24 protein-coding genes are annotated in these 21,577 nt (G+C 71.3%); 8 read left to right on the top strand and 16 right to left on the bottom strand.

Features of this window, described 5'->3' with window-relative positions; genetic code table 11:
* Positions 1–4: 4 nt before the first annotated feature.
* Both RNB18_RS37290 and RNB18_RS37285 read right to left on the bottom strand, forming a co-directional pair.
* Positions 5–1,300 carry an ABC transporter substrate-binding protein gene (locus tag RNB18_RS37290; protein ID WP_311718519.1) on the bottom strand — a complete coding sequence of 432 codons (1,296 nt, stop codon included), beginning with the start codon at positions 1,298–1,300 and terminating at the stop codon, positions 5–7.
* Positions 1,269–1,817, bottom strand: a complete 549-nt coding sequence (locus tag RNB18_RS37285; protein ID WP_311718518.1) for a hypothetical protein — start codon at positions 1,815–1,817, stop codon at positions 1,269–1,271. The genes RNB18_RS37290 and RNB18_RS37285 overlap by 32 nt, the downstream gene beginning before the upstream one ends.
* A gap of 123 nt (positions 1,818–1,940) precedes the next feature.
* Here RNB18_RS37285 and RNB18_RS37280 point away from each other — a divergent pair, with 123 nt between their 5' ends.
* Genes RNB18_RS37280 through RNB18_RS37270 form a run of 3 tightly spaced genes read left to right on the top strand, consistent with a single transcriptional unit; the run spans position 1,941 to position 5,715 of the window.
* Positions 1,941–2,417, top strand: coding sequence for a hypothetical protein (locus tag RNB18_RS37280; RefSeq protein WP_266526668.1), 477 nt, complete (start codon positions 1,941–1,943; stop codon positions 2,415–2,417).
* Complete coding sequence (locus RNB18_RS37275) at positions 2,417–5,059, top strand: ABC transporter permease subunit (RefSeq protein ID WP_311718517.1); 2,643 nt, start codon at positions 2,417–2,419, stop codon at positions 5,057–5,059. The genes RNB18_RS37280 and RNB18_RS37275 overlap by 1 nt, the downstream gene beginning before the upstream one ends.
* Positions 5,056–5,715, top strand: a complete 660-nt coding sequence (locus RNB18_RS37270) for an ABC transporter ATP-binding protein (protein ID WP_311718516.1) — start codon at positions 5,056–5,058, stop codon at positions 5,713–5,715. The genes RNB18_RS37275 and RNB18_RS37270 overlap by 4 nt, the downstream gene beginning before the upstream one ends.
* 29 nt (positions 5,716–5,744) lie before the next feature.
* Here the strand turns inward: RNB18_RS37270 and RNB18_RS37265 are convergent, their stop codons facing one another.
* Positions 5,745–6,365 carry a LysM peptidoglycan-binding domain-containing protein gene (locus RNB18_RS37265; RefSeq protein ID WP_311718515.1) on the bottom strand — a complete coding sequence of 207 codons (621 nt, stop codon included), beginning with the start codon at positions 6,363–6,365 and terminating at the stop codon, positions 5,745–5,747.
* A gap of 400 nt (positions 6,366–6,765) precedes the next feature.
* Between RNB18_RS37265 and RNB18_RS37260 the strand changes: the two genes are divergently transcribed.
* Both RNB18_RS37260 and RNB18_RS37255 read left to right on the top strand, forming a co-directional pair.
* Positions 6,766–7,548: a hypothetical protein gene (locus RNB18_RS37260; protein ID WP_311718514.1), complete on the top strand. Its 783-nt coding sequence runs from the start codon at positions 6,766–6,768 to the stop codon at positions 7,546–7,548.
* Between the two features lie 61 nt (positions 7,549–7,609).
* Complete coding sequence (locus RNB18_RS37255; protein ID WP_057614490.1) at positions 7,610–7,930, top strand: hypothetical protein; 321 nt, start codon at positions 7,610–7,612, stop codon at positions 7,928–7,930.
* Positions 7,931–7,980: 50 nt separating this feature from the next.
* Here the strand turns inward: RNB18_RS37255 and der are convergent, their stop codons facing one another.
* The 5 genes from der to aroH form a co-directional block, all read right to left on the bottom strand.
* Complete coding sequence (der, locus tag RNB18_RS37250; protein ID WP_311718513.1) at positions 7,981–9,459, bottom strand: ribosome biogenesis GTPase Der; 1,479 nt, start codon at positions 9,457–9,459, stop codon at positions 7,981–7,983.
* A 78-nt stretch (positions 9,460–9,537) separates the two neighbouring features.
* On the bottom strand, positions 9,538–10,239 hold the full coding sequence (locus RNB18_RS37245) for a lysophospholipid acyltransferase family protein (RefSeq protein ID WP_394817732.1): 702 nt from the start codon (positions 10,237–10,239) through the stop codon (positions 9,538–9,540).
* Positions 10,197–10,883 (bottom strand): (d)CMP kinase, encoded by a 687-nt coding sequence (gene cmk, locus RNB18_RS37240; protein ID WP_280856670.1) that lies wholly within the window; start codon positions 10,881–10,883, stop codon positions 10,197–10,199. Before cmk ends, RNB18_RS37245 begins: the two co-directional genes overlap by 43 nt.
* Before the next feature lie 114 nt (positions 10,884–10,997).
* Positions 10,998–12,083, bottom strand: a complete 1,086-nt coding sequence (locus RNB18_RS37235) for a prephenate dehydrogenase (RefSeq protein ID WP_311718512.1) — start codon at positions 12,081–12,083, stop codon at positions 10,998–11,000.
* The gene (gene aroH, locus RNB18_RS37230; protein ID WP_062052069.1) at positions 12,080–12,448 is read right to left on the bottom strand and encodes a chorismate mutase; all 369 of its coding nucleotides are present in this window, start codon (positions 12,446–12,448) and stop codon (positions 12,080–12,082) included. The genes RNB18_RS37235 and aroH overlap by 4 nt, the downstream gene beginning before the upstream one ends.
* Positions 12,449–12,678: 230 nt before the next feature.
* Between aroH and RNB18_RS37225 the strand changes: the two genes are divergently transcribed.
* Genes RNB18_RS37225 through RNB18_RS37215 form a run of 3 tightly spaced genes read left to right on the top strand, consistent with a single transcriptional unit; the run spans position 12,679 to position 14,337 of the window.
* On the top strand, positions 12,679–13,341 hold the full coding sequence (locus tag RNB18_RS37225) for a hypothetical protein (RefSeq protein WP_311718510.1): 663 nt from the start codon (positions 12,679–12,681) through the stop codon (positions 13,339–13,341).
* Between the two features lie 10 nt (positions 13,342–13,351).
* On the top strand, positions 13,352–13,933 hold the full coding sequence (locus RNB18_RS37220) for a DUF6529 family protein (protein ID WP_311718509.1): 582 nt from the start codon (positions 13,352–13,354) through the stop codon (positions 13,931–13,933).
* Positions 13,930–14,337 carry a Rieske (2Fe-2S) protein gene (locus RNB18_RS37215; RefSeq protein WP_311718508.1) on the top strand — a complete coding sequence of 136 codons (408 nt, stop codon included), beginning with the start codon at positions 13,930–13,932 and terminating at the stop codon, positions 14,335–14,337. Before RNB18_RS37220 ends, RNB18_RS37215 begins: the two co-directional genes overlap by 4 nt.
* On the opposite strand, the gene RNB18_RS37210 is transcribed toward RNB18_RS37215, so the two are convergent.
* The 8 genes from RNB18_RS37210 to RNB18_RS37175 form a co-directional block, all read right to left on the bottom strand.
* Positions 14,334–15,350: an ADP-ribosylglycohydrolase family protein gene (locus tag RNB18_RS37210; RefSeq protein WP_311718507.1), complete on the bottom strand. Its 1,017-nt coding sequence runs from the start codon at positions 15,348–15,350 to the stop codon at positions 14,334–14,336. The genes RNB18_RS37215 and RNB18_RS37210 overlap by 4 nt on opposite strands.
* On the bottom strand, positions 15,347–16,063 hold the full coding sequence (locus RNB18_RS37205) for an NUDIX hydrolase (RefSeq protein ID WP_311718506.1): 717 nt from the start codon (positions 16,061–16,063) through the stop codon (positions 15,347–15,349). The genes RNB18_RS37210 and RNB18_RS37205 overlap by 4 nt, the downstream gene beginning before the upstream one ends.
* Positions 16,064–16,141: 78 nt before the next feature.
* Entirely contained in the window at positions 16,142–16,675 is a 534-nt protein-coding gene (locus RNB18_RS37200; RefSeq protein ID WP_311718505.1) for a TIGR03086 family metal-binding protein, read from the bottom strand.
* Between the two features lie 273 nt (positions 16,676–16,948).
* Positions 16,949–18,070, bottom strand: a complete 1,122-nt coding sequence (locus RNB18_RS37195; protein WP_311718504.1) for a pseudouridine synthase — start codon at positions 18,068–18,070, stop codon at positions 16,949–16,951.
* Positions 18,070–18,723: an SMC-Scp complex subunit ScpB gene (scpB, locus tag RNB18_RS37190; protein WP_057614503.1), complete on the bottom strand. Its 654-nt coding sequence runs from the start codon at positions 18,721–18,723 to the stop codon at positions 18,070–18,072. The genes RNB18_RS37195 and scpB overlap by 1 nt, the downstream gene beginning before the upstream one ends.
* Positions 18,720–19,712 (bottom strand): segregation and condensation protein A, encoded by a 993-nt coding sequence (locus RNB18_RS37185; RefSeq protein ID WP_311718503.1) that lies wholly within the window; start codon positions 19,710–19,712, stop codon positions 18,720–18,722. The genes scpB and RNB18_RS37185 overlap by 4 nt, the downstream gene beginning before the upstream one ends.
* An 18-nt stretch (positions 19,713–19,730) precedes the next feature.
* Positions 19,731–20,297, bottom strand: coding sequence for a hypothetical protein (locus RNB18_RS37180; RefSeq protein ID WP_311718502.1), 567 nt, complete (start codon positions 20,295–20,297; stop codon positions 19,731–19,733).
* Positions 20,282–21,409, bottom strand: coding sequence for a ParA family protein (locus RNB18_RS37175; RefSeq protein WP_266566697.1), 1,128 nt, complete (start codon positions 21,407–21,409; stop codon positions 20,282–20,284). Before RNB18_RS37175 ends, RNB18_RS37180 begins: the two co-directional genes overlap by 16 nt.
* Positions 21,410–21,577 lie beyond the last annotated feature (168 nt).

Genomic DNA, 21,577 nt, shown 5'->3' with positions numbered 1-21,577 from the left:
TGACTCATTGTCGATAGGGCAATTGCGGAACGTCGAAGCAGGTGTCGTCCATGTCGCCCTGGGAGACCCAGCCCCGTCCGTCCTCCCAGCGGGCCACCGACAGGCAGGTCCGGCGGGACTTCGGCGGCTCGGCGAGGCGCTCGAAGGCGACGGGGACGAGGAGGCCGTCCGCCGTGTGGTCCCGGCTGCGGTTCATGTAGGCGTCGACACACGCGCGCGTGACGCCTTGTGCGGCAGCGCATGATGTCGCGGCGTCCGTGAACCACATCGCGGCCGCCCAGCCCTCCAGCTGCCACTGCGAGTGCGTCTTGAGGCTCTTCGTGGCCTCCCTGAACTCCCGTACGGCCGCATGGTCCGTGTCCTCGTAGTTGCGGCTGGATCCGGTCGCCCACAGGGCGTTGCGGCAGCGCGGGGCGTCCTTGTAGTCGTCCGGGACGGTGGAGGTCCAGTTCTGCACGTTGGTGACCTTGGCGGTGACCTCGACGCCGGCCGCGTCCATCGCCTCGCACAGCTGAGCGTTGCCATGGCTGTCGACGGCGTCGAAGACCAGGTCGGCGCCCTGCTCCTTCAGGTCGGCCGCCACGGCACGGAAGTTGGGCAGCGCGAAGTCGACCTGCTCGCTGACGACCTTGTACCCCTCGGCCCTCAGCCCCTGCTCGACGAGCCGGGCGTAGGCGGCGGACGCGGCCTGGTTGTACGACACGACGGCCGCCGTACGGGCCCCGTGCTCGCGCTTGAAATAGCGGTAGACCTCGGTGCCGCCGTACTGCTTTCCGCCCCAGCCGGTGGTGCCGCGCCGGGGCGCGAGGCTGCCGTAGATGCCGTAGAGGTGCGGCCAGGTGTCGTAGGCGGCGCCGATGGGCTGGCCTCCGATGTCGGGCACGCGCGCGTGGGAGACGCGGGAGGCGCCGGCGTAGTCGAGGGCGGTGGTCGCGACCAGGGCGACCACCTTGTCCTCGTCGATCAGCCGGTGCACACAGGTGTTGTTGCCGACCCCGCTGCCGCCGTCGTCACACTCGCGCACCTCGATCCGGCGGCCGTCGACGCCCCCGCGCGCGTTGAGGCGCTCGAAGTACGCCTTGGCGCCGTCGCGCGGGCCGGTGAAGGCGCTGCCGCCGACCGGGCTGGTGGCGCTGGTGATGATGCCGACCCGGATCGGGGTGTTTTCCTGGGCGGGGGTCGCCCGCTCCCGGTGCTCGAAGTCGCTCTCCGGCAGCCGGCTGCCGCACGCCGTGCCCATGGTGAGCAGCAGGACCGCGAGGGCGGCCTCAGCACCCCGGAAGAGCCGACGCCGTGGCATTACCGCTCAACTGGACCAGCGCGCACAGCGTGTTGACCGACACCTTCCAGGTGCCGTCCTGTTCGACCGCCGTTCCGGAGGCGTCCGGCAGGGCAGTGGCGCCGTTCAGCAGCAGGGTGTACTTCACGTCGGCCGCGGTCGGCTTGGTGAACCCGATCTCCGTGACCTTCGCCTGCACCTGTCCGCCGCGCTGGTCACCGCTGAAGGCCTGGAGCACCGGGCCCATCTCGTCGCCGTTCTCCAGGACGGCCTGTTTTTCCTTGGCGGAGGTCTTCGGGTCGAAGAACTTCTCCCAGTTCGCCTTGATCTCCCGCTGCGCGGCGGCCGCGTCGGCGGGTCCGCTCGGCGACGGGGCCGCCGAAGGTGTGGTCCGCTCCACGGAAGGCGTCGGCGGCGGGCTCTCGCTGCCGCCGCCGCTGTCGTCGCTGCACGCCGTGAGGGCCACGGTGAGGACGAACCCCACCGCCATCAGCCCCCGGCTGCCGTTCCCCCACGTGCGGTCGCTCCCGAGAACCATCTGGCTCACCACCGGGTGTCGGTCCGGGCCAAGTGCGCCCGGTGCTTTCAGGGTCAGCTTCCAGAAGGCATAGTGCAAGCGATTGGCTTACATGGACAGGCACGCGACATGTGGGAGCCAGAGATGCGGACAGCCCGACTGCGGACCGTGCACCCCGTTCTGTGGGCCGGCTGGGCCGCGCTCGCCGCGGGTGCGGTGCTGTGCGTCCTCGGCTGGTACGGCGTCTCGGGCGAGCGTTACGCCGAGCGGCAGCTGCCCTACCTCGCCTCCTGCACGGTGCCCGGCGCCGCGCTGATCGTCGCCGGGGCGGTGCTCCTCACCCACGGCCGGGGCGCGCTCGCCGCCGCGCGTGTGGAGGAGCTGTACGGCCTCCTGGTCGCCGCGGAGCCCGCTGAGGCCGAGGAGTCCGGCACGGCGGCCGGCGCGCCTCTGGCGGTGAGCGGGGACCTGCTGATGGTGCCCGGCGGCACGCTCTGGCACCGCGCGGACTGCCCGCTGGTCGCCGGGAAGGTCGAGTCGGTCCCGGTGGACGCGAAGCTCCTGGCGAGCGGAGAGCTGGGCCCCTGTCCGATCTGCGAGCCCGTCGAGGAAACCGACTGATGTCGTCGCTGACCTACGACCTCACCCTCGCCGGGTTGTCGGTCGGCAGCGCGGCCGCGCTCACCGGAGTCGGCCTGATCGTGACGTACCGCGCGACCGGGGTGCTGAACTTCGCGCACGGGGCGATCGCGATGGTGTGCGCGTACGTGCTGCGGCAGTGCGTGGTGGAGTGGGGCTGGCCGCTGTGGGCCGGCGCGGTGGTGACCCTGCTGATCCTGGCGCCGGTGATGGGCGTGGTGCTGGAGCGTTTCGTCTTCCGGCCCCTGTCCGTCCTGGGCGGCGATCCGGCACAGACCCTGGTGGCCTCCATCGGCGTCTTCGTGCTGCTGGTGGGCGGGGCCGCGCTGCTGTGGGGCCAGGGGGCACAGGACGACGCTCCGGAGCTGGTGTCCGCGGATCCCTGGGGGCAGCTGGCGGTCGTTCTGATCCTGGCGGCCGGCGTGGGCGCGGTGATCCGCTGGACGTGCTTCGGACGGGAGCTGCGGGCCGTCGTGGACGACCGCGGGCTGGCCGTGCTCGGCGGGATCGACGCCGACCGGGTGGCGGCGGCCGGCTGGGCGTTCGGGGCGTTCACCGCGGGCCTGACGGGCGTTCTGCTGGCCCCCTTCGTCCGCCTGGACCCGTACGGGCTGCCCCTGCTCGTCATGGAGGTGGTGGCGGTGGCGGTGGCCGCGCGGATGCGCAGCCTGCCGGTGGCCGTGGTGGTGGCGCTGGGCGTCGGGGTGGCCCAGAGCCAGCTGACCCGACTGCACCCCTCGGGCCGGGGCGAACCGTTGCTCCAGGCGGTGGGGGCGAACCTGTTCGTCGTGGCCCTCCTCGTCGCGTGCCTGGCACTCCCCCGCATCGGCACCCGGGACGCGCTCCCCCGGACGGCCACCGCGCGCGTGCCGACGCCTCAGGGCGCATGGATCGTCGCGGTGATCCTCTTCCTGATCCCGCTGGGTTTCGCGGGCTCGGACCTGCACACCTCGGTCCAGGTCCCGGCGCTGGGCGTAGTGCTGCTCTCCCTGGTGGTCGTGACGGGCCGGAGCGGCCAGATCTCTCTCGGGCAAGCGGCCTACGCGGGCCTGGGCGCCCTGTTCACCGCCCTGCTGGCGGCGGGCCGCTTCCCGGGCCTTCCCCGGCTGCCGGAACTGGCGGCGCTGGCGCTGGCGGTGGTCCTGGTGGCCCCCCTGGGCCTGCTGACCGGCTGGCCGGCGATCACCCGCCGGGGGCTCGCGCTGGCCCTCGCGACCTTCGCGGTCGGCGTCGGCGTGAGCCGCTTCGTCTTCGCCCAGCCGTACGCCACGTCCGGTCTGTCCCTGGACCGCCCGGCGGGCTTCGAGGGCGACCGCGCGTACTACGTCCTGGAGTTGGCCCTGCTGACGCTCGCCCTCCTGGCGACCCACGCGTTGCGCAGAGGCCGTACGGGCAGGGCGCTGGCCGCCATGCGCGACCACGAGTCAGGGGCCTCGGCGGCGGGCGTCCAGGTCCCCGCCCTGAAGCTCCTCGCCTTCGTGGCGGGCGCCGCCCTGGCCGCCCTGGGCGGCGGAATGCTCGGCATGGGCCTGCGCGCCTTCGACCCCACCGCCTACGACCCGGTCCGCGGCCTCCTCTGGTTCGCGGCCGTGGTCGTCCTGGGCGCCGACAGCACCCTGGGCGCCCTGACCGCGGCGGCCCTCCTGGTCGGCCTGGACGCGGGGGCACGGGGAGGGGTGGCGGCGGCACTGGTCGGGGTACTCGCGGTGCTGGTGGGGCGTTTCCCCGGGGGGCCCTACGAGGCGGTGCGGAGACTGCGGCCACGGCGGAGGGCAAGGCTGACGGCGACGGGCCTCCAGGCACGGGGACGACTGCAACGGGCGCAAGGGACTGCGGCACCCCCGACGGCGGATCCCGACAGCGCCCGACCCGGCACGCCGCGCCGGAGCCAACCGCCCACGCCGCACGCCGCCGACGGCGATCCACCCCCGATCCTCACCACGCACAACCTCCAGGCCCGCTACGACGGCTTCACCGCCCTCGACGGAGTCGACCTCACCGTCCCACCCGGCAGAATCACCGCGATCATCGGCCCCAACGGCGCCGGAAAGACCACCCTCTTCCACTGCCTGGCAGGAACGCTCCGCCCCTCCCGGGGCCGAGTCCGCTACGGCGACCGCGACATCACGCGCCTCCCCGCCCACGCCCGCACCCGCCTGGGCATCGCCCGCACCTTCCAACAACTCGCGGTCTTCCCCACGTTGACCGTGGCCGAGAACGTCCGAGTCGGCGCCGAGCAGGGCCGGACGGCAGACCCGGCCGCAGTGGACCGCGCCCTGAGACTGTTCGCCCTGGACGGCCCCCTGCGCGACGCCCCCGCGGCCGACCTCCCCACCGGCACCCTCCGTCGGGTGGAACTGGCCAGGGCCCTCGCCGGCACCCCGAGCGTCCTCCTCCTCGACGAACCCGCCGCCGGCCTCGACACCGCCGAGGTGACCGCCCTGGCCCGCATCCTCAAAGCCCTCGCAGCGGACGGCACCGCCCTGCTCGTCGTCGAACACGACCTCGACCTGGTCGCCGACCTCGCGGACGTCGTGCACGTCATGACGGCGGGCCGCATCATCGTCTCCGGGCCTCCGGCCCACGTGCTGGACACACTCGACGCCCGGGAGACCGCCGTATGACAGCCGTCACGGCCATCTCCCTACGCCACGCGCGCGTGCGCTACGGCCCGCTCGAGGCCCTGCACGGCATCACTCTCACCGCCCCGGGCCCCGGGCTGACCGTCCTGCTGGGCCGCAACGGCTCCGGCCGTACGACGACTCTGCGCGCCCTGGCCGGAACAGTGCCGCTCACCGACGGCAGCGTGGTGTGGGACGGCACCGACGTGACCCGCGTACCGGCGTACGAGCGGGCCCGCCGCGGTCTGTGCCTGGTCCCCGAACGCCGGTCGGTGTTCGGCTCCCTCACGGTCCGCGAGAACCTCGAACTGGCCGCCCCCACGCACGACCTGGCCCTGGACGCCTACCCGCAGCTCGCCCGCCTGCTCGCCCGCCGCGCCGGCACCCTCTCCGGCGGCGAACAACGCATGCTCGCGATCTCCCGAGCTCTCCTGGCACGCGCTCGCGTGGTCCTCGTCGACGAACCCGCGCAAGGCATGTCCCCCACGGTCGCGGCCCGCACGTACGAACTCCTGGCCGCACTGGACGCGTGCGTGGTCGTGGCCGAACAACGGCTCCCACCCGCACTGCACGGCCGGACGGCGATCGTGTACGAACTGCGGCGCGGTGTGGTCGTGTTCAGCGGAGAGGCGGCGGAGCTGCGGCGCGAACAGGGCTGACCGCCCCGTTCGCGCCCATGGGGGAACTCTCAGATCTCAAGGCGCTGCCCGGGCACGATCAGGTCCGGATCGGCGCCGATGACGGCCTTGTTGGCGGCGTAGACCTTCTGCCAGGTGGTCCCGTGCCGGGCGGCGACCTTGCTGAGCGTGTCGCCCGAGCGGACGGTGTAGTCGCCACGGGACGCGCCGCGGTTGGTGTGGCTCTCCGAACGGGCCGGCGTCTTCGCCGGCTTGGAAGGAGCGGCCTTGGTCTCGGACGAGGCGGCGGGCGCGCTGCCGTACGCCCCGGCGCGTGCCGAACAGGTCGGCCAGGCGCCCCACCCCTGGGCGCGCTGCACCTTGGTGGCCACCGCGATCTGCTGCGCCTCGGTGGCCTGGTCGGCGGTGGGCGCGTAGGCCGTACCGCCGTACGCGCGCCAGGTCCCGCCGGAGAACTGGAGTCCTCCGTAGTAGCCGTTCCCGGTGTTGATGTGCCAGTTCCCGCCGCTCTCGCACTGGGCGATGCGGTCCCATACTCCGCCGTCCGCCGCCGCGGAGTTGCCGGCCGCGGCCAGCAGTCCGAGCGGGGCGAGCAGGGCGGCCCCGGCGAGGGCCGCGGTGGTTCGGGTCTTACGAGCGTTGTCGCGCGTGGTATCAGCACATTCGGACATGTATTTCCCTCTCGAAGGACTCGGGGTCCCGAGTGGTGCTCGTTGCACACGGCGGAGGAATGTAGAGAGCCTGTGGAGGCGTCGGCAACCAACGCCTTGTCATTCCAGGCCGGTTGGCCGTTACCGCAGGTATCGGCAATTTTCGGCCACCCACTTAATTCGCTGATTTCCTGATTTGTCGACCAGTCGCCCAGTCGATCTGTGACCCACTTCACGCAACCAACTTCCTTGGGTTTCAAACGACTTGACACTGAGTGCCCGATTCCGCACCCGAGGTGACCCTGCGCGATGGATGGTTCGATTCCGTTCGCCCTGGGGCGTGACTCCCGCCACAGATCGCCCGTTGTCTTCTTCATGAGCCCGGGACCCACCCGGGCACCGCTTCCCGAGGGAGTCACCCGTGCCGCGCATGCTCGACGTCAGCGACGAGGTTCGCGCCGAGATCGGCGACGAAGAAGCCGACCGGCTGCTCGCCGGAGAGAACGCCCCCGGCAGCTACGACTGCACCTCCTGCCGCACCCAGGGCGACTCCGCACAGGAGCGCACCAGCACCGTCCTGTTCATCGGCGACGAGACCGCCGTCCTGGCCTTCGCCCACGCCGGCTGCCTGCCCTCACAGGTCGTCCAGGTGACCGAGGAGCAGCTCCGGGGCGCGGTGAAGTCCATCACCGGCGACACCGTCGACCTGGACCCGGACAAGGTCGTACCCGAGCAGGCGGTGCTCGGGGTGACCAGCGGGCTGATCCTGATCGCCGGGGAGCTGCACCCGGCACTGGTCGTGGAGCCGACCGGGCCGATCGTGCGGCCGGGCGCGACGGGGCTCGGCGACGACTTCCTGCCGCTGCTGATCGAGCAGGGGTTCATGCCGCTGACGGCGATCGAGGCGGTGCCGTCCGTTCTGCACGGGTGGTCGGTACTGCTGGCGGTGGGCCAGCTGCACGCGGTGCTCCAGCCGTCCCCGAACGGCGGACAGCCGGTGGCCTGGTGGCAGGCGCACCAGCCGCTCCAGGTCACCGAAACCTGGCGGGCCGCCGCCAACAAGCACCAGCAGGTGCTGATGTTCGCGGCCCCGGTGGGCTCCATCGGTCGCCAGCCCCGGGAGGACCTGCTGCGGGACGCGCTCGACAAGGCGGCGGCGAACGGCAAGCTGGTCGCGGCCGCGATGCCTCTCGCCGGGACCTGACAACCGGCTGAAGGATCACGCCGGGCCGCATCCCCGAGGTCCCGGTGTCGTTTGGACATACGTGCACCCATACGACGCTCCGCGCCGGTTTCCCGGCGGACCATCGGCCACGCCGATCTACGACGCGCTCTACTCCGAGTACGTCAAGACCTTCCGGACGCTGCCGGGTGACCGCAGCGGCGAGGAGGAGCTGGGCTTCACCGCGTTCGGGAACACCCCGCACGCCTCGGGCTCGTTCAGCAGCTCGTACAGCGCCTACAGCACGGGTGCCTTCAGCGCCCGCCAGCAGTCGCAGTGGCAGCGGGTGGGACACATCGGGCAGCAGCACACCGGGATGCGCCACGTCCCGGCGGCGCTGCCACCCCCGCGCAGAGGGATCTGACGCATGAGGAAGGGCGGCCCCGATGGGGGCCGCCCTTCCTCATGCGTACGTCACTTCTTCTTCGCGCCGCGCTTCTCGCGCACCCGCACCGAGATGTGGATCGGAGTGCCCTCGAAGCTGAACTCCTCACGCAGCCGGCGCTCGATGAAACGCCGGTAGCCCGCCTCGATGAACCCGGAGGCGAAGAGCACGAACCGCGGCGGCTTGGTGCCGGCCTGGGTGCCGAAGAGGATGCGCGGCTGCTTGCCGCCCCGGATCGGGTGCGGGTGGGCGGCCACCAGCTCGCCGAGGAAGGCGTTGAGGCGGCCGGTCGGGACACGCGTCTCCCAGCCCGCCAGAGCCGTCTCGATCGCGGGGACCAGCTTCTCCATGTGGCGGCCGGTGCGCGCCGAGACGTTGACACGCGGCGCCCAGGCGACCTGACCGAGCTCGGTCTCGATCTCCCGCTCCAGGTAGTAGCGGCGCTCCTCATCGAGGGTGTCCCACTTGTTGTAGGCGAGGACGATCGCGCGGCCCGCGTCGACGGCCATGGTGACGATCCGCTGGTCCTGGACCGAGATGGACTCGGAGCCGTCGATCAGGATGACCGCCACCTCGGCCTTCTCGACGGCGGCGGCGGTGCGCAGCGAGGCGTAGTAGTCGGCGCCCTGCTGGAGGTGGACCCGCTTGCGGATACCGGCGGTGTCGACGAACTTCCAGGTGACGCCGCCGAGCTCGATGAGTTCGTCGACCGGGTCACGGGTGGTGCCGGCCATCTCGTTGACGACGACCCGCTCCTCGCCGGCCACCTTGTTCAGCAGCGAGGACTTGCCGACGTTCGGGCGGCCGATCAGGGCGATGCGGCGCGGCCCGCCGATCGCGGTGCCGAAGCTCTGCTCGGGCGCCTCCGGCAGCGCCTCCAGAACGGAGTCGAGCATGTCGCCGGTGCCCCGGCCGTGCAGCGCCGAGACCGGGTGCGGCTCACCGAGCCCGAGGGACCAGAGGTAGGAGGCGTCGGCCTCGCCGCTCGGCCCGTCGACCTTGTTGGCGCACAGCACCACGGGCTTACCGGCCTTGCGCAGCAGTCGTACGACCGCTTCGTCGGTGTCGGTCGCGCCGACCTTGGCGTCGACGACGAACACGACGGCGTCGGCGGCCTCGATCGCGTACTCGGCCTGCGCGGCCACGGAGGCGTCGATGCCGAGGACGTCCTGCTCCCAACCGCCGGTGTCGACGACCTTGAAGCGGCGCCCCGCCCACTCGGCCTCGTAGGTGACACGGTCACGGGTGACGCCGGGCTTGTCCTCGACGACGGCCTCGCGGCGCCCGATGATGCGGTTCACCAGAGTCGACTTGCCGACATTGGGGCGGCCGACGACGGCGAGCACGGGCAGCGGACCGTGCCCGGCCGCCTCGATGGCACCCTCGACGTCCTCGAGGTCGAAGCCCTCTTCCGCGGCGAGCTCCATGAACTCCGCGTACTCGGCATCGCCAAGCGCTCCGTGGTCGTGCTCTTCGGAAGAGCCCTCGGAGTGGATGTGGTCGTTCATGAAGTCCGTACCTCGTTCATCGTGGTGATCGGTGGACCCCCGGTTGTTCCGCCGGATTGATCCACTACTCAGTGTCGCCTAGCGCCCGGTCAGGCGCCTGGCGTTTTCCAGGTGGGCGCTGAGCTGCTTCTGGATGCGCTCGGTCGCCTCGTCGAGCGCCTTGCGCGTACGCCGTCCGCTGCCGTCGCCCGCCTCGAAGGGGTCGCCGAAGACGACGTCGACGCGGCTGCGCAGCGGAGGCAGCCCCTTTATCAACCGTCCCGGCGTCTCGGAGCTTCCCAGCACGGCGACCGGAACGACCGGTGCCCCGCCGCGCACGGCGAAGTACGCGAGTCCGGCCCGCAGGGAGGCGAAGTCGCCCTCGCCCCGGGTGCCCTCCGGGAAGATACCGAGCACCCCGCCGGCCTTGAGGACATCGAGTGCTTGCGTGATCGCCCCGCGGTCGGCCACCGAGCGATCCACCTTGAGCTGTCCGATGGCCGTCAGGAAGGGATCCAGCGGGCCGATGAACGCCTCCTTCTTGATCAGGAAGTGCGTCGGCCGGGGTGACACGCCCATGACCATCGGGCCGTCGATGTTGTGGGAGTGATTGACGGCGAGGATCGCGGGCCCGGTCGCGGGCATCCTCCAGGCGCCGAGCACACGCGGCTTCCACAGCCCGTACATCAGCCCGACGCCGATCCGCCGCCCGACCTCGGCACCCTTCAGCGAAGGAACCGTGCCGGAAGAGTCCGCACTCACTTCCCGGCCCGCTTCTCCTCGACGAGGGTGACGACACACTCGATGACCTGCGCGAGGGTCAGCTCGGTGGTGTCCACCTCGACCGCGTCGTCCGCCTTGGCGAGCGGCGAGGTCTTCCGGCTGGAGTCGGCCGCGTCCCGCTTGATCAGGGCCTCACGGGTGGCGTTGACGTCGGCACCCTTGAGTTCCCCGCTGCGGCGCGCGGCGCGGGCCTCGGGCGAAGCGGTGAGGAAGACCTTGAGGTCGGCGTCGGGCAGCACGGTCGTACCGATGTCCCGCCCCTCGACGACCATGCCCTTCTCGGCCGAGGTCGCCAGCGACCGCTGCAGCTCGGTGATCCGGGCCCGCACCTCGGGCACCGCGCTCACCGCGCTGACCTTGGAGGTGACCTCCTGGGTCCGGATCGGACCGGCCACATCGGTCCCGTCCACCGTGATCGTCGGGTTCTCCGGGTCGGTGCCGGAGACGATCTCCGCCTTGCCCGCCACGGCGGCGATCGCGGACGGGTCGTCGATGTCGATCCCGTTGGTCACCATCCACCAGGTGATCGCCCGATACTGGGCGCCGGTGTCCAGGTAGCTCAGACCCAGCTGCGCGGCGACAGCCTTCGAGGTGCTCGACTTGCCCGTGCCGGAGGGGCCGTCTATGGCGACAATCACGGGCTGGGCGGCGCCGTTTTCCACGGGGGGACACCTTTCGGGTGCGGTCTGGCGAGTGGTGTGGGGACGCGACTGTGCCCCGCACAAGGTTACTGGGTGCGCGTCACTCGTCCGGACGCCCTCGTCTCAAGGCCGGCCCTACTGCCGGATGGCCCAGCCCCGCTCCCGCAACGACGCCGCCAGCACCGGCGCCGCCGACGGCTCGACCATCAGCTGCACCAGCCCCGCCTGCTGCCCTGTCGCATGCTCGATCCGCACATCCTCGATATTGACGCCCGCCCGCCCGGCGTCCGCGAAGATCCGGGCCAGTTGCCCCGGCTGGTCGTCGATGAGCACGGCCACGACCTCGTACACCCGAGGCGCGGACCCGTGTTTCCCGGGCACCCGGACCTGCCCGGCATTCCCCCGCCGCAGCATGTGCTCGATCCCGGACGTGCCCTCGAGCCGCTTCGCCTCGTCCGCGGACTGCAACGCCCGCAGCGCCCGCACCGTCTCCTCCAGGTCCCCGGCGACATCGGTGAGCAGATCGGCCACCGGCCCCGGATTCGCGGAGAGGATGTCGATCCACATCCCGGGATCCGACGCGGCGATCCGGGTCACATCCCGAATCCCCTGCCCACACAGGCGTACGGCGGCCTCCTCGGCGTGCTCGAGCCGCGCGGCGACCATGCTGGACACCAGATGAGGCATGTGCGAGACAAGCGCCACAGCACGGTCGTGGGCGTCGGCGTCCATGACCACCGGCACCGCACGACAGTGCGAGACCAGCTCCAGTGCGAGGTTCAGCACCTCGGTGTCGGTGTCCCGGGTGGGGGTCAGCACCCAGGGCCGCCCCTCGAAGAGATCCCCGGAGGCGGCCAGCGGTCCGGACTTCTCCCGCCCGGACATCGGATGCGTACCGATGTACGGGGAGAGGTCGAGCCCCAGCGCCTCCAGCTCCCGCCGCGGCCCGCCCTTCACGCTGGCCACGTCGATGTACCCGCGAGCCACCCCGCGCCGCATCGCGTCGGCGAGCACCCCGGCCACATGCGCGGGCGGCGCGGCGACGATCGCGAGGTCGACGGGCCCCTCGGGGGCCTCGTCCGTACCCGCTCCGAGCGCGGCGGCCGTGCGGGCCTGCTCGGGATCGTGGTCGACGAGGTGGACGGTGACACCCCGCCCCGCCAGCGCCAGCGCGGCGGACGTCCCGATCAGCCCGGTCCCGACGACGAGTGCGGTCCTCACTGCGCGATGTCCTTGCGCAGGGCGGCCGCGGCGCCGAGGTAGACGTGCGCGATGTCGGCGCGGGGCCGGTCGGACTCTATGTGCGCGAGAACACGGACGACGCGGGGCATGGCGCCCTCGATGTCGAGTTCCTGGGCGCAGATCAGCGGTACGTCGGCGAAGCCGGTGCCGAGCTTGCGGGCCGCGGCCGCGGGGAAGTCGCTGTGCAGGTCGGGCGTGGCCGTGAACCAGATGCTGATCAGGTCGTCCGCGGTCAGCTCGTTCCGCTCCATGATGGCGGTGAGCAGCGCCCCGACCTGCTCGTCCATGTGGCCGGCCTCGTCCTTTTCGAGTTGGACGGCGCCCCGGACCGCTCGTACCGCCACGGCGTTGCTCCTTGCTGATGTGCGTTCGGCTCGTGTCCGTCCAGCCTAGTCAGCCCGTGCGGGGCGGGTGCGCGGCGCCCGCACCCTGAGATGGCTTCCCGGACCGTGCCAATGTCACCCGAATGTCCCAGTTCCGCTACTTGGGGTGAAAACACACCTGTGCGCCTCTGGACTCGGGGCTCCGGGTCCGCTCTGATGGCAGGAAACTCGCCTCGGGGGAGGCCCCTTACATGAAGCGTTCCGGACCGTTGCTGACACTGCTCGCGGGATTGCTGGTCGGCCTGTTCATGCTCTCGCTCAACGCCACGACGGGGGAGAAGCCCACGGCGTCGTACGTGAAGCCGTCGCCCAGCACCAAGGCGTCAGCGAGCACCGCACCGGCACGGACGTCCGCGCCGCCCAGCCCGTCCCCGTCACGGACCGCCGTGCCCGAGGGCGTCTACACGGGCCGTACCGACGACGACTCCTCCGCGGTCGCGATCACCGTGCGCGACGACAAGGCGATCGCGTACGTCTGCGACGGCCACAACATCGAGTCATGGCTGCAGGGTGACGTGAAGGACGACGGCAGCCTGCGGCTCACCGGCAAGGGCGGCGCGAGCCTGGACGGCAAGGTGAAGGGGACCAAGGAGATCCGCGGCACGGCCAACGTCGGCAGCGGGAGCTACGCCTTCACCATCGGCAGGGCGAAGAAGTCGTCCGGGCTCTACCGGGCGAACAGCACGGTGGCCGGCGCGAAGATCGAAGGCGGCTGGATCGTCCTTCCGGACGGCGAGCAGGTCGGCATTCTCAAGCGCGACGGCAAGCCCTCCCCGGCGCCGAGGATCGACCCGAAGACCGGTGCGGTGACGGTCGACGGACAGCAGCTCACGGCCCGTCCGGTAACCCCCTGAGGAGCCGATCATGACCGTCGACCCGAACGCGGCCACCCAGAGCTGGCCCCCGCCCGAACCCGAGCGCCGCCCCGGCCCGGCCCGCTATCTCATCCCCGCCCTCGTGGCCGCCGCGGTGGCGGTCGCCCTGGGCGTGTACGGCAAGGTCCACGACCCGACGGGGACGGCCTTCAACCTCGCCGGCTTCAGCAGCACGGGCGCGGTGAAGTCGTGGCTCGCGACGGTCGCGTTCTTCTTCGCGCTCGTGCAGCTCGTCTCGGCCCTGATGGTGTACGGCAAACTCCCGGGCCCGAGCTGGTCCGCCACCCTGCACCGCTGGTCCGGCCGGGTGGCTTTCCTGGTCGCGGTGCCGGTGGCGGTGCACTGTCTGTACGCGCTGGGTTTCCAGTCGTACGAATCACGCGTTCTGTGGCACTCCCTCCTGGGTTGCTTCTTCTTCGGTGTGTTCAGTGCCAAGATGCTGCTGCTCCGCTCGGAGCGACTTCCCGGCTGGCTGCTGCCGATCGTGGGCGGGCTCGTCTTCACCGCGCTCACGGTCCTCTGGCTGACCTCGGCCCTCTGGTTCTTCCGCACCTTCGGAGTCACGACATGACGCACAGCCCGACGCGGCGCACGATCCTCCTCACGACGGGCGCGGCCACGCTGACCGTCGGCTGCGGCGAGTACGGCAATGAGAACAGCGACTCCGGGTCCAGTTCGGTGGAGGCCGGCACCGAACTGGCGAAGACCAGTGAGATCCCGGTCGGCGGCGGGAAGATCTTCAAGGACGAGAAGGTCGTCGTCACCCAGCCGAAGGAGGGCGAGTTCAAGGCCTTCTCGGACATCTGCACCCACCAGGGCTGCCAGGTGACCAGCGTGTCCGACGGCACCATCAACTGCCCCTGCCACGGCAGCAAGTTCAACATCACGGACGGCTCGGTGGCCAACCCGCCGGCCAACAAGCCGCTGCCCGAGAAGCAGATCAAGGTCAGCGGGGACTCGATTCAGCTCGCCTAGGCGTCCCAGAGCGCCCCGAGCGTCACCAGCTCGCTGCCGTACTCGATCCGGTCGGCCCACTCGACCGGCCAGGCGTCCGCCCCCAGGTGGGCGCCTGCGAAGGCGCCCGTCAGGCAGGCGATCGAGTCGGAGTCGCCGGAACTGCACGCGGCCCGCCGCAGGGCCGTCAGCGGCTCGTCGGGGAACTGCAGGAAGCACAACAGCCCGGTCGCCAGGGCTTCTTCGGCGATCCAGCCCGCCCCGGTGGCCAGACACGGGTCCTCCTCGGGCGAGGCGGTGCGCACGGCGTCGTCGAGCCGGTCGAGGACCGCCAGGCACTCGTCCCAGCCACGGGCCATGAACTGCCCGGGCGTCGCATCGTGGCTGCGAGTCCACAGGTCGCCGAGCCAACGCTCGTGGTACTGCCCCCGGTTCACCAGGGCGTACGACCGCAGCAGCCCGACCAGTTCACCCGGCTCGGCTCCCTGCAGGAGCAGCCGTACGGCACGCGCGGTGAGGTCGGACGCGGCGAGCGCGGTCGGGTGCCCGTGGGTGAGCGCGGACTGCAACTGGGCGGCGCCCGCGCGCTGTTCGTCACTGAGGCCGGGGACGAGTCCGACGGGCGCGACGCGCATGTTGGCACCGCAGCCCTTGGAGCCGATCTGGCTGGCGTGCTGCCAGGGCAGATCGGTGCGCTCCAGCAGGTCGCAGGCCCTGAGACAGGTGTTGCCGGGGGCGCGGTTGTTCTCCGGGGAGCGGTTCCACGCGATGAACTCCCGCCGGACCGGTTCTGCCATCTCGGGCCCGAGCACACCCCGGTCCATCGCCGCGCGCAGCCCCCTGCCCACCGCGAGCGTCATCTGGGTGTCGTCGCTGACGACGGCCGGTGTGCACAGCTCCATCTCCCGCCACGGCCCGCACTTGGCGAGGATCGACCGCACGTCGTTGAACTCGGTCGGGAAGCCGAGGGCGTCCCCGAGGGCGAGGCCGACGAGTGTTCCGGTGGCGGCGCGTTTCGTCAGGATCGTGGTCATGCGGGGCGTCCTTCCGGGGACGGTCGGAGGAGAGGGGGGTGCAGGGCGGTGGCCGGTCCCGCGCGGTAGAGCGCGGCCGGTTTGCCGCGGCCGCCGGTCAGACGTGCGGCGCCCGGGACGGCCTCGACGAAGCCGGGCGTGGCGAGCACCTTGCGGCGGAAGTTGGGCCGGTCGAGGGCGGTGCCCCACACGGTCTCGTACACCTGCTGGAGCTCGCCGAGAGTGAACTCGGGCGGGCAGAAGGCGGTGGCGAGGCACGTGTACTCGAGCTTGGCCCCCACGAGTTCATGGGCGTCGGCCAGGATGCGGTCGTGGTCGAAGGCGAGCTGCCCCGCCTTGTCGTACGGCACCCAGCGGGCCTCGGCCGCGTCGCTGCCGCCATGCGGCTCGGGCGGGTCGGGGAGCAGCGCGGCGAACGCGACGGAGACGACCCGCATCCGGGGGTCGCGGTCGGGCTCGCTGTAGGTCCGCAGCTGCTCCAGATGCAGCCCGGAGACGTCCGACAGCCCGGTCTCCTCGGCGAGTTCGCGCCGGGCCGCCGTCTCCGCGGACTCGTCCGGGTGCACGAACCCGCCGGGCAGCGCCCAGTGTCCGGCGTACGGCTCCTGCCCCCGCTCGACGAGCAGCGCGTGCAGGGCGCCTTCCGCGACGGTGAGGACGGCGAGGTCGACGGTGACGGCGAAGGGTTCGTGCGCGTACTTGTCGTAGTCCACTCGCGCTCGCCCCCTTTATGGTCAGGATGACTAATAGTCCTAACGACTATAAAGAGCGCGAGCGTGTTCCACAAGCCCCTAGAGGCGCCGCCCCAGGAAGGCGAGAAGCCGTGCCTCAGGCCGCGCGCGGGCCGGCACGGCGACCGGTTCGGCGAATCGCACGCCCCGGTCCTCCTCCCCCACCACGCACTGGGCGACGGACAGCAGTTCGGCCGCCAGGCCCTCCGGAATGGGCCACTGACGTCCGCAGGCCCGGGCCACGTCCCACCCGTGCACGGTGATCTCGACGGCGCCGACGGCGGCCATCACCCGTACGTCCAGCGGCCGTTCACCCACCAGCACGTCCTCCGGCGGACCGGCGGCCCAGGCGCCGAGCACGGCACACGCGCGCGTGCGGAAGCCGCAGACCCGATCGGCGTGCGGGAGCAGCCCGATCCGCCCGCCGGTCAGCCCCTCGTACAGCGCGTCCAGGGAGTCGTCGAGATGGCCGAGCAACTCCTCCAGATTCCACTCGGCACACGGCGTGGCCCTGCCGAGGCTCACGGCCTTCGTCCCCGCCACGCTGCCCAGCGAGTAGGCGAGCGAGCGCTCCAGCAGCTCCCCCGCGCTCATGACAGCGCCTCCGTCAGGCCGCCGCAGCCGCCCCTCAGCGGCCCCACAGCCGTCTCCTTGGCCCGCGGGGGCCCACCGGGCCGCGAAGGCCGCACAGGGCCCTCCAGCACTGTCTGACATGCCTCGTCACGGATCCCGGTCCTCGTGTCCATGCCCACTCCGTCCATCCCCGCTCCCTCCGTCACGGATACAGACCGCGGGGAGGGCGAAAACGCATCGGCCGGCCCCGGAGACTTCCGGAACCGGCCGCACGCGCGTGTGTGTCCGTGGGGACTACAGGTCGACTTCCTTCATCAGCATGCCGACCTCGGTGTTGGACAGCCGCCGCAGCCAGCCCGACTTCTGGTCGCCCAGGGTGATGGGGCCGAAGGCGACCCGCACCAGCTTGTCGACCGGGAAGCCCGCCTCGGCGAGCATGCGGCGGACGATGTGCTTGCGGCCCTCGTGGAGGGTGACCTCGACGAGGTAGTTCTTGCCGGTCTGCTCGACGACCCTGAAGTGGTCCGCCTTCGCGTACCCGTCCTCCAGCTGGATGCCGTCCTTGAGCTGCTTGCCCAGGTCGCGCGGGATCGGGCCCACGATGTGCGCGAGGTAGACCTTCTTCACGCCGTACTTGGGGTGGGTCAGCCGGTGGGCCAGCTCGCCGTGGTTGGTGAGCAGGATGACGCCCTCGGTCTCGGTGTCGAGCCGCCCCACGTGGAAGAGCCGCGTCTCACGGTTGGTGACGTAGTCCCCGAGGCACTGCCGGCCCTCGTTGTCCTCCATCGTCGAGACGACACCGGCGGGCTTGTTGAGCGAGAAGAACTGGTACGACTGCGTCGCCACCGTCAGGCCGTCGACCCTGACCTCGTCCTTCTCCGGGTCGACCCGCTTGCCCTGCTCCAGGACGATCTCGCCGTTGACCTCGACCCGCGCCTGCTCGATGAGCTCCTCGCAGGCCCGGCGCGAGCCGTAGCCCGCGCGCGCGAGGATCTTCTGCAGCCGCTCGCCCTCCTGCTCGGCGCCCGGGAAGGTCTTCGGCGGCTTCACGTCCTTCTTGCCCGCGTACCGCTCACGGTTGCGCTCCTCGGCCCGCGCCTCGTACTCGCGGGAGGTCGCCGGCACCGAACGGCCGCGCCCGGTGCTCTGGCCCTGCTTCGGCCGACCCTTGGCACCGCCGCGCGCGGAGGCACCGCGCCCGGACTTCGGTCCCTCGTGGGTGGCGCCGGGGCCCACGTCGTAGCGACGTTCCTCGGGACGGGGACTCTTCGGCCGGCCCCCCTGCTTGTCGTCGCGGTCGTTCCCGGCACCGCGGTAGTTACCGCGGCCACCGCTGCTCCCGCCGCGGCCGCCGCTGTTGCCACCACGGCTCCCGCCGTTGTTTCCGCTGCTGTTCCTGCCGCTGCTGCTTCGCATCAAAGTTCCGTCTTGTCGTCTGCGTCCTCGGAATCCGGGGCGTCCGGATCGAACGACGGTACGGCTTCCTGGGTCTCGGCCTCGATCGCCTCCGCCTCCGGGAGGAAGGGCGCGAGCTCCGGGAGCTCGTCCAGACCGCGCAGGCCCATCCGCTCCAGAAAGTAGTTCGTCGTCACGTACAGGATCGCACCTGTTTCGGGTTCCGTGCCCGCCTCCGCTACCAGACCCCGCTGGAGCAGGGTGCGCATCACACCGTCACAGTTCACTCCGCGCACCGCGGAGACCCGGCTGCGGCTGACCGGCTGGCGGTACGCGACCACCGCCAGCGTCTCCAACGCCGCCTGGGTGAGCCGGGCCTGCTGGCCGTCCAGGACGAACCGCTCCACCGCCGGGGCGTACTCGGCGCGGGTGTAGAAACGCCAGCCGCCGGCGACGTACCGCAACTCGAAACCGCGCCGCTGCACGGTGTAGTCGTCGGCCAGCTCTCTGAGCGCCTTCGCGATCTGCCGCTTGGGCCGCTCCAGGATCTTCGACAGGTGCTCCTCGGTCGCGGGCTCGTCCACGACCATCAGGACGGCTTCCAGCGCCGGCTTCAGATCGAGGTCGGCGACGCCCGGCGGCCCCGCCGGCACCTCGGTGGTCTCCTCGCTCACGCCTTGTCCTCCTTGAGCGGCTCCGGCGGTCGGTCGAACTCGTCGGTCACCACCGGCTCGGCCTCCCCCGCGCCGCCGGTCCACCGCACCATCAGCTCCCCCAGCGCGGTCTCCTGGTCCAGCGCCACGGCCTTCTCCCGATACAGCTCCAGCAGCGCCAGAAAGCGCGCCACGACGGTCAGGGTGCCGTCGGCATCCTCCACCAGCAGACGGAAGCTGGCCTCGCCGAGCTCCCTGAGCCGCGCGACCACGATCCCCGCCTGCTCCTGGACGCTCACCAGCGGCGCGTGGATGTGATCGACGTACACCTGCGGCTTGGGCTTCGGCTGCATCGCCTTCACGGCGAGCTTCGCGAATCCCTCCGCCCCGATGCTGATGACGACCTCGGGCAGCAGCTCGGCGTGGTGCGGTTCGAGGCCGACGGTACGGGGGTAACGCCGGGCCTCCTCGTCGAGACGCCGGTTGAAGATGTCGGCGATCTGTTTGTACGCGCGGTACTGCAGAAGCCGTGCGAAGAGCAGGTCCCGCGCTTCGAGGAGTGCCAGGTCGGCCTCGTCCTCCACCTGCGCGGCCGGCAGCAGCCGAGCCGCCTTGAGGTCGAGGAGAGTGGCGGCGACGACGAGGAACTCGGTCGTCTCGTCGAGATCCCAGTCCGGTCCCATGGCGCGGATGTACGTCATGAACTCGTCGGTGACCTTGGAGAGCGCCACCTCGGTGACATCGAGCTTGTGCTTCGAGATCAGCTGAAGCAGCAGATCGAAGGGCCCCTCGAAGTTGGCCAGCCGAACTTTGAAGACACCGTCGGAGGCCTCTTCCCGCTCGCCGGTCCCGGCCGGAGCCTCGGCCTCGGCGACCGGCTCGCTCTCCGCCTCGGCCAGTTCGCTCTCCGCCTCGACCGGTGAGGCGACCGGTTCAGCTCCCGGCCCCCGGCCGAGCGCGCGCCGACGGCCGGCGGAGCCGCCGGGCACGGGAACGTCGTTCGAGGTCATAGCCCCCGCAGGCTACCGCTACCGCCCACGCAGCCGGCGGACGAGAATGCTCGCGTCCCCACGGGACTCCAGATCCGCCAGCACCACGGCGACCGCCTCCCGCACGATCCGGCCGCGGTCCACCGCGAGCCCGTGCTCACCCCGGAGCACCAGACGCGCGTGCTCCAGATCCATGAGCTCCTCGGCGGACACGTACACGGTGATCTTCTCGTCGTGCCGTTCCCGCCCGCTGGGCCGCCGTGAGGGGGAGCGCCCGCGCTTGCCGCGCTGCTGACCACCGGAGGCCTGGGCAGAACCTTCCTGCGCCTCCTGACGTGGCCCGGAGCGCTCGGCGGTGGCGGCCCGGCTGCGGGACTCACCCGCCTCGGCGTCGGCCGCTACGTGCTCCGCGCCGTCGCCGTCTCCGCCCTGCGCGGGCACGGACTGCGGCGCGTCCTCGGCCGCCGCCCCGTCCGACTCCCCCGCGGGAGCCGGTACCCGGGCCTCGCCGTTGGTCCCCCGCCGGGGAGTGGACGCCTGGAGCGCCATCCCCCCTGTCGTACGGAACAGTTCGTCGGCCCCCGGCAGACTCACTCGGCGTGACACCGGGCGAGCACCTCCCTGGCGAGCTGGCGATAGGCGGCGGCACCGACGGAGTTGGAGGCGTAGGTGGTGATCGGCTCACCGGCGACCGTGGTCTCCGGGAAGCGGACCGTGCGCCCGATGACCGTGTGGTAGACGTGGTCGTCGAACGCTTCGACGACGCGCGCGAGCACCTCACGGCTGTGCACGGTGCGCGAGTCGTACATCGTGGCGAGGATCCCGTCGAGCTCCAGGTCCGGGTTGAGCCGCTCCTGGACCTTCTCGATGGTCTCCGTCAGCAGTGCGACACCACGCAGGGCGAAGAACTCGCACTCCAGAGGGACTATCACCTTGTGCGCGGCCGTCAGGGCGTTGACCGTGAGGAGGCCGAGCGAGGGCTGACAGTCGATCACGATGTAGTCGTAGTCGGCCATGAGCGGCTTCAGGGCACGCTGCAATGTCGACTCGCGGGCGACCTCGGAGACCAGCTGGACCTCCGCCGCCGACAAGTCGATATTGCTCGGCAGCAGGTCCATGTTGGGGACCGCGGTCTTCAGCAGGACCTCGTCGGCCGCCATGCCCCGCTCCATGAGCAGGTTGTAGACCGTGAGGTCGAGCTCCATCGGGTTGACACCGAGACCCACCGACAGCGCGCCCTGCGGGTCGAAGTCCACGAGCAGCACACGCCGGCCGTACTCCGCGAGCGCGGCACCCAGGTTGATGGTCGACGTCGTCTTGCCCACGCCGCCCTTCTGGTTGCACATCGCGATGATCTTCGCGGGGCCGTGGTCGGTCAGCGGGCCCGGGATCGGGAAGTACGGCAGCGGGCGCCCGGTCGGGCCGACGCGCTCACGGCGCTGGCGGGCCGCATCGGGCGCGAGCGTGGCCGCGTACTCCGGATCGGGCTCGTACTCGGCGTCGGGGTCGTAGAAGTGCCCCTCGGGCAGTTCGTCGTAGTCGGCGAAGTGGTTGTGGGGCGCGCCACTTCCGTCGCCGGCCATGGCGTTCACGTGATGGCCATCCATGCTCTGGTGTGCTGTCCGCACGGTCTGCGGACTCTGACGGGCTGCGAAGGTGCGCACCGCGACGGAGCCGACAGCCTCGAACCCCGCGGGGCTCTGGGCCCCGGCAGGCATTCCTGGTTGACCACCCCCGGGAGAAAATGTCGACTCATTCACAAGTCGTCTTACCTCCTTGGAGACCAGGAAACTTCTAGACAAGGTCAGCGTGGCACCATGCCGACGGTTGGCGACTCTATGGCGTGTCGGGTGTTCACAGCAACACAATCCGCCGGACCCGGCAGG

Origin of the sequence: Streptomyces doebereineriae, assembly GCF_031845645.1 — a bacterium.
Classification (GTDB): Bacteria; Actinomycetota; Actinomycetes; order Streptomycetales; family Streptomycetaceae; genus Streptomyces; species Streptomyces canus.
This window is presented reverse-complemented; position numbering and strand designations above follow the sequence as displayed.

Bases quoted from the DNA above. Each gene is read 5' to 3' on its own strand.
- RNB18_RS37290 (WP_311718519.1), bottom strand. From the start codon at position 1,300: ATGCCACGGCGTCGGCTCTTCCGGGGTGCTGAGGCCGCCCTCGCGGTC.
- RNB18_RS37285 (WP_311718518.1), bottom strand. From the start codon at position 1,817: ATGGTTCTCGGGAGCGACCGCACGTGGGGGAACGGCAGCCGGGGGCTG.
- RNB18_RS37280 (WP_266526668.1), top strand. From the start codon at position 1,941: ATGCGGACAGCCCGACTGCGGACCGTGCACCCCGTTCTGTGGGCCGGC.
- RNB18_RS37275 (WP_311718517.1), top strand. From the start codon at position 2,417: ATGTCGTCGCTGACCTACGACCTCACCCTCGCCGGGTTGTCGGTCGGC.
- RNB18_RS37270 (WP_311718516.1), top strand. From the start codon at position 5,056: ATGACAGCCGTCACGGCCATCTCCCTACGCCACGCGCGCGTGCGCTAC.
- RNB18_RS37265 (WP_311718515.1), bottom strand. From the start codon at position 6,365: ATGTCCGAATGTGCTGATACCACGCGCGACAACGCTCGTAAGACCCGA.
- der (WP_311718513.1), bottom strand. From the start codon at position 9,459: ATGAACGACCACATCCACTCCGAGGGCTCTTCCGAAGAGCACGACCAC.
- RNB18_RS37225 (WP_311718510.1), top strand. From the start codon at position 12,679: ATGAAGCGTTCCGGACCGTTGCTGACACTGCTCGCGGGATTGCTGGTC.
- RNB18_RS37220 (WP_311718509.1), top strand. From the start codon at position 13,352: ATGACCGTCGACCCGAACGCGGCCACCCAGAGCTGGCCCCCGCCCGAA.
- RNB18_RS37215 (WP_311718508.1), top strand. From the start codon at position 13,930: ATGACGCACAGCCCGACGCGGCGCACGATCCTCCTCACGACGGGCGCG.
- RNB18_RS37210 (WP_311718507.1), bottom strand. From the start codon at position 15,350: ATGACCACGATCCTGACGAAACGCGCCGCCACCGGAACACTCGTCGGC.
- RNB18_RS37200 (WP_311718505.1), bottom strand. From the start codon at position 16,675: ATGAGCGCGGGGGAGCTGCTGGAGCGCTCGCTCGCCTACTCGCTGGGC.
- RNB18_RS37195 (WP_311718504.1), bottom strand. From the start codon at position 18,070: ATGCGAAGCAGCAGCGGCAGGAACAGCAGCGGAAACAACGGCGGGAGC.
- RNB18_RS37185 (WP_311718503.1), bottom strand. From the start codon at position 19,712: ATGACCTCGAACGACGTTCCCGTGCCCGGCGGCTCCGCCGGCCGTCGG.
- RNB18_RS37175 (WP_266566697.1), bottom strand. From the start codon at position 21,409: ATGCCTGCCGGGGCCCAGAGCCCCGCGGGGTTCGAGGCTGTCGGCTCC.